The following is a 13,015-nucleotide window of genomic DNA, read 5'->3' on the forward strand; positions in this document are numbered from 1 at the left end:
TCACACCCGTTCCCATGCCGAACACGGAAGTTAAGCTCTTCAGCGCCGATGGTAGTTGGGGGATCTCCCCCTGTGAGAGTAGGACGTCGCCAGGCAAATGTGAAGAAAGAGTAGCTCTTAGGGGCTGCTCTTTTTTGTCGTTTGGTTTAAAGCTAACTTAAAAAAACGAATCATCCCTTCCTCATTACACCCTGCTACATTCGGAGAAGTTGACTTCTTCATCTATAAGTTCTACGATAATAGTAAACATAGGTTTGATTCGAAAGGGTGGTACTCTTGCAAGGATCTAGCACTACCATTGATCAATTTTTAACATGGCTTGAACATGAAGGAAAATCATCAAATACCATCTCGACTTACCATCAGGAGCTTAAGAAATATGAGAAGTGGCTTCAACAGAATCACAGAGAGTTAATGGATATTACTCATCGTGATGTTCAGGAGTACATTCTATTTTTAGAAGAAAAGGGTAAGAGTCCGATCACAACGGATAAAATCTTGGGAGTGATACGGACATTTGCTAAATATTTAAAGAGACCTGACATTACGTTTGATATAAAGATCAAACAAGGAAGCAAGAAGGATGAGGTCGAAACGCTCTCTAAAGAAGAGTGTGAAGCACTTTTATCAGAAGTAAGGGAAAGTGAAAATGAAAGAAATATAGCGATTGTGTATATGCTGCTTCATACGGGGATACGGGTATCGGAGCTTTGTGCCCTGAATATAGCGGATATAGATCTTGAAACGAAACAAGTAAGCGTTTCGGATACTCATGGGGATCAACGAATTATTCCTCTGTCGGAAGAAGTGGTGCATTCTCTTTCTATCTACATGGATGCTATTCAACCACAGGAAGCGTTGTTCGTTTCCAAAACGAATGAGCAATTAACGGAGAGATCGGTTCAGTATATGCTTAAGAAGTTCCATATAAATGCGCAAAAGCTGCGCCATACATTTTGTCAGCATCTTATCGATCAGGGTGTCAGTCTTGAAATAGTATCTAAATTGGCGGGTCATAGGGATATTAATGTAACGAAGAGGTATGCGAAATCACGCGTGCCTGAAACGGAATTCGAAAATGCGATTCGACGAACTTTTTCGAAGGATTGTTGAAGGTTATTTTATTGTGAGGTGGGTAACGTGAGGGATGAATTAGCACATAAAAGGTGGAAGTCCTTACCGGAACATATCCGTAAGAAATTTGAAGGAAATGTATTTTGTCGGTCATGCGGTGTGACGACGATTGTTGATTACAATGTGGATTCTGATAATCATAATCTTGTTCTGGAAGGTACCTGCAAGACGTGTGGGCGTAAAGTAGCAAGAGTCATTGAGTCATAATGAAACAGAACTTCCTTATCAGGATTATGGTAAAGGAGTTCTGTTTATATTATGTGATTTTCTTCACGAACAATTATGGTAAAATAAACAATATCAAAACAATTCTAGGTGATGTTCTATGAAGGATATCTACAATAAAGCATTAGCTGCTATTATCTCACCTCTGTTTTTTGCTCTGTTTATGGGGTGGGCACTGTATACTCCAATGGAAGAAAGAGAATATGAATGTTGTTATATGAATTATAGTGATGGATTTGTCATGACGATCATGCCTTCCATTCCCATTTACCTTGTGTTTGGACTTTTAGGTGCCTATCTGATTGATAAAGTAACGGATGCTCTAAAAATCAAACGAAACGTGTATTTGTTTCAACTATTGATGTATACGCTGATAGCCATTCTTCCTGGCATATTTCTTTCCATTGCGTCAGAGGGGATTGGAATGACATTGCTTTTTTCAATCTATAGTGTTCCTGCTACGCTCATCTACTACCATGTCTTCCTCTTCCTACATTACTTCGAAAAATTTAGAAACAACCGAAGAAAACTACATGAAGTATAAATGAGTCAGGAGTTTCCGAAATTCGGAGATTCCTTTTTTATTGATATGTGAATTTGTTTCAACGAAGAAAGATACCTACGAATTTAACTTTGACTCATGGTAATTCAGTTTTTGAATAAGATTCATTTTCATTTTTTCATCCAGGCAATCCTGAATAAGTGTGTAATAGTAAGTAGCAAAAAACCTATGAATGATTTTCATAAAGTACCTCCATTACTATTTAATGAAACTCTGACTTTATCTAGTAAATCATCTAACAAAAGGGGTACTTATATTTTCTACTATAAAAAAGTTGAAATATATAGGGATTGTTATTTATTTTTATTACAATATTCGCATAGGAATGTATAGGTATTATAGTGTGGATCTCCCATTCTGATGGGATGACATCTGCATTTTTTGTCGATGGAAAATAGGAGGAATATCCTGTGTCTGCGACAAATAGATTTAATTGGATTGCCAAAATAGAGAGGAGAACCACCTTGAAAAAAACCCTGAAACATTCTTTGAAAGTGTTAACCGGAGCAATGACAATGGCATTAGTGATGGCACCAACGATGGCTCTTGCTGAAATGAAAGAAGAGCATACGTATGTAGATTATCTGGCTTTAGGAGATTCATTAGCGGCAGGGGTGCTGTATGACAACTCCCTGGGTAAGGGATACCCCGATTTTCTTGCAGATGAATTCAAGGAAGATGGTTTTCATGTAGATTTTAACAAGAGCTTTGCCGTACCGGGTTATACGTCTAAACAAGTCTTAGCGGACATACAGGATCCTGCAAAGGGATTACAAAAAGAAATAACGGGCGCTGATACCATTACACTGGACGCAGGCGCAAATGACTTACTGCAATTGATTGAACAGAAGGATGGTGGGATATCAATTGATCCTGTGAAAGTACAGGCAGCGCTTCAAGAAGTGGGTGTGAATATCGCCACCTCTTTAGGAATCATCCGTCAATTAAACCCCGACGTACCAGTGTATGTGATGGGTTACTACAATGCATTCCCTTACCTGCCACAAGAAACCCAGGCGCAGTTAAAGCCTACTTTAGATGGACTGAACCAAGCGATTCAAGCAGCGAGCGTGCAGGGTGGAGCCGTATTTGTTCCGGTAGAAGAAGAGATGGCTGACAACTTCCAGGTGAAGCTGCCGAACCCGCAAAATGTCCACCCGAGTGAAGCTGGATATGAAGCCATGGCCGACGAGTTTTGGAAGGTCATGGAGCCCGTCAGCGATACAGTCGGAAAATCAACGGCCCGTTTATTCGGACAGGATCGTTACGAAACCGCGGCTGAAATCTCAGAAGAAAGCTGGGAGTCTGCTGAAACCGTCATCATTGCAAGAGGAAACGAGTATCCGGATGCATTAGTTGGTACACCTCTTGCCTATCAGTTGGAAGCACCGATTTTGTTGACGAATGGAGCCGAGTTATCCAAGGAGACTGTAGAAGAAATTGACCGTCTAGGAGCGGAGAATGCGGTGATTCTTGGTGGGAAAGGAGCCGTTTCGGAGAAGTTAGAGGCGGAGCTTAACGATCTCGGATTAAGTGTGGTCGAATCGGTGGAGATGACCGTTTCGAAACGGCCGCTTTCGTCTCGAACGAATTGGGTCATTCAGAAACGGCAGTGGTTGCCTATGGATATGACTTCCCTGATGCCCTGGCCGTTGCTCCATATGCTGCCCAGCATGGATATCCAATCCTGTTAACGAAAACAGATTCCATTCCGGAAGCGACAGGCTTTGCCCTTCAAGATGTAGAGAACACCTATGTGATCGGGGGAGCAGGGGTCATCAGTGAAAATCTACCATTTAAAAACGTAGAGCGCTTGGCCGGTGACACGCGTTACGATACAGCTGCCGCCATCTATAACGAGTTCCAAGGTCCAACTAGCCATGCCGTAGTCGCGACAGGCCAGGACTTTGCAGATGCACTTACGGGGTCTGTCTTTGCTGCCATTCACGAGGTTCCGTTATTGCTGGTGAAAAAGGATGACTTACCACTGCAAACAAAAGGATTAGTCATGGAGAACGGATTGAAGCACTTTATGGTATTGGGTGGAGAAGGTGCGGTAGAGAGCAGTGTTGTAGAAAAGTTAGTGGAGTAAAGATGAACAAAAAGAGCAAAAGGGTCCTGGATTATTTTTTAAATGGTCCGGGACTTTCTTTTTGTATTAAACGATCGTTTAGCATCATGAAGTATTGCTGTGAAAGGGATGGATTTGATTAACCAAACGTTTGTTTAAATAGAGTCAGACATTTAAAAGCAATCTGAAGGAGAGCAGTCACATTTTTTTATACAGGAAAATGTATTCAAAAATAGCTCTTTAAAGGTTGGAAACAATAACAATATTTTTCCTTAAAATATAAAATATTTCCAATTCTATCTTTCTGTGGTTTAATAGATTCTGTAGTTAAATTTTACATTGGTGGGGGTTCTACATGAAAAAGAAGATTCGTAGTTTAGTAGCTTTGGTTTTCGTTTTTTCGTTGATTTTCAGCCAGTTTTCCATGGTGGAAACGGGGGCGGAAGAGTCTGGTGTACCGCATGAGGAAGGAACGTTGACGATTGGGACCCCCGTCGATGGGGAATTCGATGTCTCTGAAAACGTTCATTGGTACAAGGTTGATCCTTCTGAAAGTGAAATTGAAGATTATACCCATTTACGGATGAAGCTTCAATCAGAATTGGAATTAAATGTGACGGTTTATTCCAGTCTGGAAAATGCGATTGATAATCGAGCCTTTGATCGATATATGGGTTATTCTTTTCAGAATGAACCAGCAATCATTGACTTCCCGATTTCCTGGGTCGGTCCTTATTATATAAAGATTGAGTCCTATGGAATGGAAGAAGAGTATGTAGAGTTCGAAGAAGAGTTCGAAGATATGGTGATTCCGTACACGGTCAGCTATGATGGCATTACGTTGCCTCCATCTGACGAAGCCATTGCTGAGGAGTGTCCAGCGGAATTAAGCACAAAAGAAAGAGAAAATGGAAAAAGTATTTTAAGAGATTTACGTACCGTTCGTGAAACGGTCTTAGCGAAAACGGAAAAAGGTCAAGAGTTGTCGGCTCTTTATTACAAAGCGGCTCCTTTTATCAGTTCGAAAATGGTCTTCAGTAAAACACTGCGTGATAGTGTCTACCATGATCTTGTTCAATTAAAGGACTTGTTTGCCGATGTTGCAGCTAATGGCAGTGCAAGTTCATACAAAATCACGAAAGAAGATCAAAAAGCGATCAATAATCTGTACAAAAATGCACTTGAATCGACTCCTGAGTTCATCCAGGAGAAAATCGAGAACACAGGTAAGAGCGTCGGGATTTCAAACCTGACGAACTCAACGGTTTCTACTATTCTGGCAAAAGCGGGACTATCTCCTATTAAGGCAGCCGGTGACGAAAACCGTTTAATCGTGAAATTGAAAGATAAAAAAGATGCAGCAAGTATTCAGGGGAAAGCGGAGACGCTTGGGGTTGAATCGATCTCCCCGTTAAAAGCGAAAGATTCTTTTTTCTCCAATATGTATGTGATAGAAGTTGATGGAGACTCTTTCGATAAAGTCTCTACAGCATCATTAAATGCTACTTCAAAAGAGATTGCGAAGCTGCCTGAAGTCGAGTTTGTTGAACCTGTCCAACAATATAAAGCTCTGTCTTCCGATGCTCAATATCCTTACCAGTGGTCCCTTAAGAATAATGGAGACAACGGCGGTACCCCTGATGCCGATATTCAGTACGAACAGCTTCAGGAGATCTTGAAAGAAAAAGATCTGGAAGATACGGTCATTGCTGTAGTGGATACGGGTGTAGACCACACGCTGGCAGATCTCGGCAATCATGTCCTAAAGAATGACGGTTATAATTTTGTAGGAGGAAATTCGGACGCGATGGATGACCACGGTCATGGAACCCATGTATCCGGTATCATTGCAGCGGAAGCGAATAATCACTATTCGATGGCAGGAATCAATCCGCACACGAAGATTCTTCCTGTTAAAGTGCTTGATGCTTCTGGAAGTGGTGATACAGAACAAATCGCGTACGGAATCAAATATGCAGTCGATCAAGGAGCTCAAGTCATTAATTTAAGTCTTGGCGGCTCTTATAGCCGTGTCATTGAGTACGCTCTGAAATATGCCTATGACCATGGAGTGACCGTGGTAGCCGCAACAGGAAATGATGGAATGGAAGAAATCTCTTACCCTGGTTCATCAAAATATGTGGTTTCTGTTGGAGCGACAAATAATATGGACCTTGTATCTGACTACTCAAACTTTGGAAATGGAATTGACCTGGTTGCACCGGGAACCGATATTCCAAGTTTGGTTCCAGATGGAAACGTGACCTATATGAGCGGAACGTCTATGGCTACGCCTCATGTGGCGGCGGTAGCTGGTTTACTGCTTTCCCATGATGCCGGGTTAACGCCTGCTCAAGTGGAAAGAGTGTTAACCAGAACAGCTGTCGATATTACGTTTGACGAAGAAGACAACCCGGGTAACGGATATTATTATGATGATGAGTATCCTTACCCTGCAGAATTGGTGCTTCCTGGATATGATACTGTATCCGGCTGGGGTAGATTGGATGCCTTAGGTGCCGTTACAGGGATCGATCAAGCGAATATTGGAACGGAACGAATTTTTGGAACCGATCGATATGAAACAGCAGTAAAAATTTCAAGTAAAGGCTGGGAGCAATCTGATGTAGCGGTTATTGCCACAGGGCGTAATTACCCGGACGCATTAAGCGCCACACCGCTTGCTTATCACCACAATGCCCCATTACTCTTGACTAATACGACAACCCTTCCTAAGTCGGTGGAGGACGAACTGAAACGCCTGAAAGTGAAAAAGGTGATTCTGGTTGGCGGTAAATCGGTTATTACAGCCAATGTCGAGAAAGAAGTGAAAGATCTAGGAATCAAGACGATTTCTCGCATCAGCGGAGCCGATCGTTATGAAACATCTGTGAAAATCGCTGAACAATTAGGTTTCACTGATCGTGCAGTCGTGGCAACCGGGCAAAGCTTCGCAGACGCCCTTTCCATTGCTCCGATAGCGGCTTCCCTGGAAATGCCGATTCTATTGACAAAGAAAAGCGGAACACCGGATTCTGTTCGCAGCTATATGGAAGAGAGCATGTTCGAGCAGTTCTATGTAATCGGTGGCGAATCGGCCATTCCGGAAACGGTGGCTGAGGAGTTCATGAACTATGAGCGATTAAGTGGAAGTGACCGTTACGAAACGAATAGCAGCATCATCAACTATTTCGCTAGTGAATTGAATATGTCCACACCATTCATCGCAACAGGCAAGAACTATCCTGATGCCCTGGCTGGTTCTGCACTGGCAGCTGTAGAAGGAAATCCCGTGGTGTTGACTCATCCGAAAGAGGCACAGTTTACAACCATGGATACCCTTGCTACGTTTGCTCCGGTTACCGATATGTATTATATTCTTGGTGGAGAAGGAGCCATTTCTGATTCGGTGGTTGAATCACTTATGGCGCAATAATAAATTAGGAAGCCTCCATTCGATGCATTTGTGTATCGAATGGAGTTTTTTGCTTCATTGTAATATCTGAAACATCACTACCTAATCATACATTTCTCAGCACTTCTTTCGACACTATCTCCCAGGAAATAATCCATTTCCTCAAATTATGAGATTTTTCTCAAAAAATATACAAATATAAATGGAAATAATTTAACATTAGTATATAATAGTAATAAAGTCTCATATATAAGAAGATTCTGATAAAGGGGCTTTATTAAAAAGGAAAAGGAAGGTGTTTTGATTGAAAGGTTTAGAAGTGCTGGTTACTCGAAGGACGGTGGCGGTTTGTCCTGCTTATGATGGGATTCATCAGTCAATCATTTATGACTACTCGGGGAGAAAGACGTTCAGCAAAAAATCAGTCATGGAGATTTTAGATTACTCCTGTATGGCTTACCGGTCTACATATGACGGCAGGATCAAAGCCGTTCGCCATGCTACCAAGTATTTACGAAAGACACCTCTTATGATTTGCCCGCAGGAATTCATCTATGCGATACCTACAATGGCTTCAACACACTATGATTGTATCTGGTTATTCTGCCAGCATATCGGATCGACTGTCACTTCAGAAGGAAAAACATACATCCAGTTTACAAATGGCGAGCAGTTGGAAATCAACTGTTCGGAAACAGTGATCACCAAACAACGGGAACGGGCGGCTGCCACCATGAATCACTTCGCAAGCTTCCCATCCCGCAGAGCTTTGAGAAGGACCGAAAACGAACTATACCTTCCAGGATTTCATCCCGGTCTGCTTGATTCCACAGACATAACAAATGATTCACAGATCGATTTTTGAGGGACGGACCTCTGGAAAATTAAGAAATGAAAAAACAGGAGTAGGTTGATTATACCAACTCCTATTTGCCGTTTTCTTTTACCATTGCCCCTTCTTTGAAAAGTGCTAACTCTGCGGCTGGATGATGGGGTTACAACGGAAGAAATGATGGAGTTATCCCGACATTTTCAGATTGCAATCAATGCGAGTACAGTTGGATCAAGGGAGCTTCAGGAATGGATTGACGCGGGACTGGAAACAGGAAGAATGATTGCCTGGCATAACTTCTATCCAAAGCCTGAAACCGGATTGGATCAGGATTACTTTATGAAGCAGCAAAGACTGTTTGAAGCTTTAGATATTCCGGTTTATGGATTTATACCGGGTGACAATGAGAAAAGAGGACCGTTATACAGGGGTCTCCCGACTTTGGAGGATCACCGTGATCAAAACCCTTATACGAGTGCCATACAATTGAGGAATTGGGGAGTCCAAGGTGTATTCATAGGCGATCCCGGATGTTCACAGGAACTCCTTCGTAAGCTAGTGGATTATGATCAAGAAAATGTAATGGAGCTTGTGTATGAGGGAAGCGGTGAAATGGAACGAGAATATCAGCTCAGACCCGATCCGGGAAGAGATGTGTATCGATTACTCGAAACAAGGACGCATGGCGATGTCCCACCTGCAAATACCGTAGAAAGACCACGTGGCACCATCACCCGAGACAATGATTTGTATGGACGCTATAAAGGGGAAATGCAGGTCGTCCGAAATGACCTGGAGAAAAACCCTGCCGTGAACGTAGTAGGGAGAGTTCGTGAGGAAGACCTTGATCTATTGGAGCTACTGGAGCCTGGTCAAAAGATCCGGTTGATAAGAGGGACGGACCTCCGTATGTAAATGGCATAAAAATCTTCTAATGAGTTGTTCATTAGGAGATTTTTTTTGTTTCAGAAGGATACATCTTCTATTCGACACAGTCCATACTAATTAGAAAACGCTTGTAAAGGAGGGACGACATTGAAATTAGACAAAAAGCACATGCTGTTCATTACGGGACTGGCGGGTTTGATGGTTCTACTTTGGGTGTTGTTCCCTCCTGTCATTTCAGGGCGGGACATGGAGGGGAGAGGTCCTTCTTCAACCATCGCCGCCCATTGGATCTTCTCGAAGGATTATATTCAATCCGGAACCATCACCGGAAAGGATCTGGTGATGAAAGACGTAAGTGGGAACAGCAATCATCTCCGGTTAATCAACCTTGAAGACGCTAATCAAAAACTTCCTTTCATCCGCTGGTCGGAAGAAGATTACGAACAAAAGGATGAGGTGGAGACCTTACAATTTCATCACAAAAAAAGTGATGCTGGAGGTCAATACTTTCAAACGGGCAAGGATGCCCCTTTGAATCATAATCGTTTTAAAAATGGATATACCATCGAGGCCGTATTCAAACTGCCAAAACAGTTCTCCCCGAGAGACCACGGTGACATGAGCATTATGTCAAGGGGTGGAGAGCGCTCCAACTTATCTTTATCCGACTATAAACAAGTCCATTGGACCAGTCATCCCTTGAATCTAAAACTCACCGAAACAGAATGGTCCCTTGCCCTTGATAGTGAGGAAGACTGGTATCATGTAGCGGTCGTCAATGATGGGAAACATTCTAGCATCTATATAAATGGAGTGGCGGACTTCAGGCACTCCACTGCTGAAATGATTGGGATTGATTTTGTAAAAGGAAAGGGATGGAATATCGGGGCATCAGAAAAAGCAGACGATTTGTTTGCAGGGAATTTACAGGAAGTCCGCATCGCCAATCGATCTCTCCCGAAAGAAGACTGGCTTATCCAACATAAGCCCGGTGACCATGTCAAAAGTGGGTCCAATCTCTATCAATCATTACGAACGAAAAAGAAAAATTATTCCTTTCTTTTCGTTCCGGATCCACAAAAAACGGTGCGATATAAGCCAGAGATTTTCAAAGAGCAAATGAGATGGATTTCAAAGAGATATGAAAGGTTAAACATCGCTATGACCGCTTTCTTAGGAGACATGGTCGATCAAAGCGACTCGTTGGAGGAATGGGTACACTCTTCTACAAGCGTCGGGATCCTCGACAAAAGAAAGGCACCGTATGTGACGATTGCCGGGAATCATGACTACGGTAAAGGAGATCCGTATCTTAAATATTATGGATCAGGGCGTTTTACGGACAAATCGTATTATAAAGATTCTTCCCCTTCTGGATATAGTTCGTATTCCATCATTAAAGCGGGAAGCTATCCTTACTTATTCCTATCCCTCGATATGGAACATATGAAGGAGGACATTCCCTGGGCAAAGAAGGTTCTAAAAGCCCATCCCAAAACACCGACCATCCTTCTTTCCCATCAAATCCTCAATATAGATGGAGCGGCACCCATCGAAACGGATAGAGGGACACTGGCCTGGGATGAACTGGTCAACCCATTTAACCAGGTGTTTATGACGGTCAATGGCCATCATCAAGGCTCCACTCACAGAGTGAAACAAAATGCTGCAGGTAATCCCGTGTTACAAATGCTTGTCGACTACCAGTCAAGCTATCACGGGGGCAATGGCTGGATGCGGTTTGCAGAATTCGATGAAGCCGATGAAGTGATTAAGTTTAAGACCTATTCCCCATGGGTGGATAAGCTACCGAGACCGCAGAAAACGTATTTCGATGTGGCGTATTTAACGGGGGTGCGTGATCAATTTCAGATACCGTTTGATTTTGAGGAGCGGTTTGATTTTGCACGGTGATCAATGGGGGAGGCGGAAATATATAAAAGAAGCATGAAGAGTGGATCTTCATGCTTCACAAACCTAAGAATTATTCCATAATCCCAACAGAATCAAACCCTCCAGCAGCTGCTTCTGCCTCTCCACTGCCTTCTCCATACAAGTCGACAGCAGATTGAATGATCGCTTGACGGGCATCACTGAATTCAGACGTAGGAGTCAAATAAACCGTCAATGCACGGTAATAAATTTTCCCGAGCTTTTCACGTCCGATATCCTGAGCCGTCAGGTAGGCGGCATGATTAATGATGGAGGAGTTAATATGAACACCCCCGTTGTCGAGGGAACGGGGAAGATCATAAAATTCATCCATATGCGATGGGTATTTGCCTTCACCATTTCCGTACTCTACATATTTTGCTCCTACAGGGTACTTGCTCGGGTCACTCAAGCTGCGAAGCGATTCTCGCCCGTCTGCTTTGGCAGCTGGTGCCATGATGTCTTCACCGAGCTCCCAGTTCTCGTCATCGATCAATGCGCCGAAAATGTCTGCGAAAGCTTCATTCAGCGCACCTGGTTGAAAGCGGTACACAAGATTGGCGGAGTTGGAAATGACTCCGTGGGTCATTTCATGAGCCGCCACGTCAAGCCCGGCAGATAATGGAATCATGAATTCTCCATCCCCGTCCCCATACGTCATTTGGCGTCCATTCCAGAAGGCGTTGTTATAATTTGTTCCGTAATGAACATAAGAAACTATCGCCATTCCTTCATCATCCAGGGAATTTCGTCCATGCTCATTAAGGTAATAATCGTATACCTTTTCTGAGTTATAATGGGCGTCCACGGCAGGACGATCATACTCTGATTTAAATGAAGCATCCTTATTGGAGAATATCTCTCTTGAAGGATAATCGTATGTTAAAATCCCCTCCAAATCCTCATGACTATAATCCGCCATCTGAAACTCGGTGCCTGAACGCGGTTCCTTTACTTGTGAAATATGTAAAAGACGATGTTCCCCTAATACACCGGTCCCTGTTCCTGTTTGAGTTTTGATCTTTTCCGAGTGCATAATTCCATTATATTGATCCACCACTTTTCCACTTTTCGCATCCACGAACACAAACCAGTTTCCAGGCTCTTCTCCTAAGAAGTTCACATTCACTTTATAGGCTACATGATTTTTCCCTTCAAACGGGTAGATCACGAGTTCCGAAGTTGGAGTGTATTCTGTTTTTTCTGGAGCTTAAACAGAGGCTTTCGCTGCTTCTACTGCTTTTTCACTGGTAACTAGTGTAGACGTATTCAGTTCGCTCGTTTCCACTTGTTCATTGTAAGAACCATTCACAGCTGTGATTTCATTGTTTTGGTTATAGTGAACAATGATCTCAGATCCTTCAACCGGCAGTCCATTCTTTGTTTGATGAAAGCGGATGTGAGTCATCCCCAGCTCATCTTTTTTTGATTCCTTCACTTTTAAACTGGCTTTGGGATTTTTCATTACTATTTTATTTTTATGTTGATCTAAATAATTAAGAGCATCATTAGAATTAACTGCAAGACGTTTGACTGCCTGCTTTTCTTTTACAAAAAGAGGGACATTGGCCTTCACATTCCATTCTTTAGAAGCTGCATTTATTGCGTGTTCATGAGGTTGGACGGCAAGGGCATCATTGGACGGAAGAGCGGCAGAAAAGAGAGTAGTAGAAAGGATAATTGGTGCGATTAGTATTTTCTTCAAATTATTTCCTCATTTAGTAGCTTATGTACAAGTATAGAGAGGGAGGAAAATAATTACATGATTCATATTTATTATCTTAATAGTCTGAAAATATGGGTGTTTATTGGTAGGAGTAGAAGTATGCTATGGGGAAATTTGAGTAATGAATACCTCTTTGTTATTCATTTCGGAATTCAAGTAATGAGTAGGAACTAGTTATTGTCGAAAGAAAAAGAATAATGGGGAGATTATATAAATATAAATAGGTTATA

The 13,015-nt window shown here is 42.4% G+C and carries 12 protein-coding genes, 1 rRNA gene and 1 pseudogene; 10 read left to right on the forward strand and 4 right to left on the reverse strand.

The window, feature by feature from the left end; genetic code table 11:
* The 4 genes from rrf to DET59_RS14575 all read left to right on the forward strand — a co-directional run.
* Positions 1-95, forward strand: a 5S ribosomal RNA gene (rrf, locus tag DET59_RS14560); the annotation flags it as partial.
* Positions 96-276: 181 nt separating this feature from the next.
* Entirely contained in the window at positions 277-1,113 is an 837-nt protein-coding gene (locus DET59_RS14565; RefSeq protein ID WP_181778176.1) for a tyrosine-type recombinase/integrase, read from the forward strand.
* A 27-nt stretch (positions 1,114-1,140) separates the two neighbouring features.
* The gene (locus DET59_RS14570) at positions 1,141-1,341 is read left to right on the forward strand and encodes a hypothetical protein (RefSeq protein WP_113970376.1); all 201 of its coding nucleotides are present in this window, start codon (positions 1,141-1,143) and stop codon (positions 1,339-1,341) included.
* A 118-nt stretch (positions 1,342-1,459) separates the two neighbouring features.
* On the forward strand, positions 1,460-1,903 hold the full coding sequence (locus DET59_RS14575) for a hypothetical protein (protein WP_113970377.1): 444 nt from the start codon (positions 1,460-1,462) through the stop codon (positions 1,901-1,903).
* A gap of 75 nt (positions 1,904-1,978) precedes the next feature.
* On the opposite strand, the gene DET59_RS22115 is transcribed toward DET59_RS14575, so the two are convergent.
* The gene (locus DET59_RS22115) at positions 1,979-2,104 is read right to left on the reverse strand and encodes a hypothetical protein (RefSeq protein ID WP_258549687.1); all 126 of its coding nucleotides are present in this window, start codon (positions 2,102-2,104) and stop codon (positions 1,979-1,981) included.
* 227 nt (positions 2,105-2,331) lie between these two features.
* Between DET59_RS22115 and DET59_RS14580 the strand changes: the two genes are divergently transcribed.
* The 6 genes from DET59_RS14580 to DET59_RS14605 all read left to right on the forward strand — a co-directional run bounded on the left by DET59_RS14580 (position 2,332) and on the right by DET59_RS14605 (position 11,041).
* Positions 2,332-3,615: a GDSL-type esterase/lipase family protein gene (locus DET59_RS14580; protein WP_113970378.1), complete on the forward strand. Its 1,284-nt coding sequence runs from the start codon at positions 2,332-2,334 to the stop codon at positions 3,613-3,615.
* The gene (locus tag DET59_RS14585) at positions 3,513-4,013 is read left to right on the forward strand and encodes a cell wall-binding repeat-containing protein (RefSeq protein WP_113970379.1); all 501 of its coding nucleotides are present in this window, start codon (positions 3,513-3,515) and stop codon (positions 4,011-4,013) included. Before DET59_RS14580 ends, DET59_RS14585 begins: the two co-directional genes overlap by 103 nt.
* A gap of 334 nt (positions 4,014-4,347) precedes the next feature.
* Positions 4,348-7,428 carry a cell wall-binding repeat-containing protein gene (locus tag DET59_RS14590; RefSeq protein ID WP_113970380.1) on the forward strand — a complete coding sequence of 1,027 codons (3,081 nt, stop codon included), beginning with the start codon at positions 4,348-4,350 and terminating at the stop codon, positions 7,426-7,428.
* Between the two features lie 283 nt (positions 7,429-7,711).
* The gene (locus tag DET59_RS14595) at positions 7,712-8,272 is read left to right on the forward strand and encodes a competence protein ComK (protein WP_113970381.1); all 561 of its coding nucleotides are present in this window, start codon (positions 7,712-7,714) and stop codon (positions 8,270-8,272) included.
* A gap of 102 nt (positions 8,273-8,374) precedes the next feature.
* Positions 8,375-9,154, forward strand: a complete 780-nt coding sequence (locus DET59_RS14600; RefSeq protein ID WP_142675592.1) for a MupG family TIM beta-alpha barrel fold protein — start codon at positions 8,375-8,377, stop codon at positions 9,152-9,154.
* 120 nt (positions 9,155-9,274) lie between these two features.
* Complete coding sequence (locus tag DET59_RS14605) at positions 9,275-11,041, forward strand: laminin G domain-containing metallophosphoesterase family protein (protein WP_113970383.1); 1,767 nt, start codon at positions 9,275-9,277, stop codon at positions 11,039-11,041.
* Positions 11,042-11,111: 70 nt separating this feature from the next.
* Here the strand turns inward: DET59_RS14605 and DET59_RS22120 are convergent, their stop codons facing one another.
* The 3 genes and pseudogenes from DET59_RS22120 to DET59_RS22130 form a co-directional block, all read right to left on the reverse strand.
* Positions 11,112-12,095, reverse strand: coding sequence for a M4 family metallopeptidase (locus DET59_RS22120; protein ID WP_258549693.1), 984 nt, complete (start codon positions 12,093-12,095; stop codon positions 11,112-11,114).
* A 21-nt stretch (positions 12,096-12,116) separates the two neighbouring features.
* Positions 12,117-12,233: pseudogene (locus DET59_RS22125) on the reverse strand (PepSY domain-containing protein); the annotation flags it as partial.
* Between the two features lie 36 nt (positions 12,234-12,269).
* A complete protein-coding gene (locus DET59_RS22130; RefSeq protein ID WP_258549688.1) occupies positions 12,270-12,764 on the reverse strand; it encodes a hypothetical protein in 495 nt (164 codons plus the stop codon).
* Between the last annotated feature and the right edge of the window lie 251 nt (positions 12,765-13,015).

It is taken from the genome of Rossellomorea aquimaris (genome assembly GCF_003315075.1).
Lineage (GTDB): Bacteria > Bacillota > Bacilli > Bacillales > Bacillaceae_B > Rossellomorea > Rossellomorea aquimaris_C.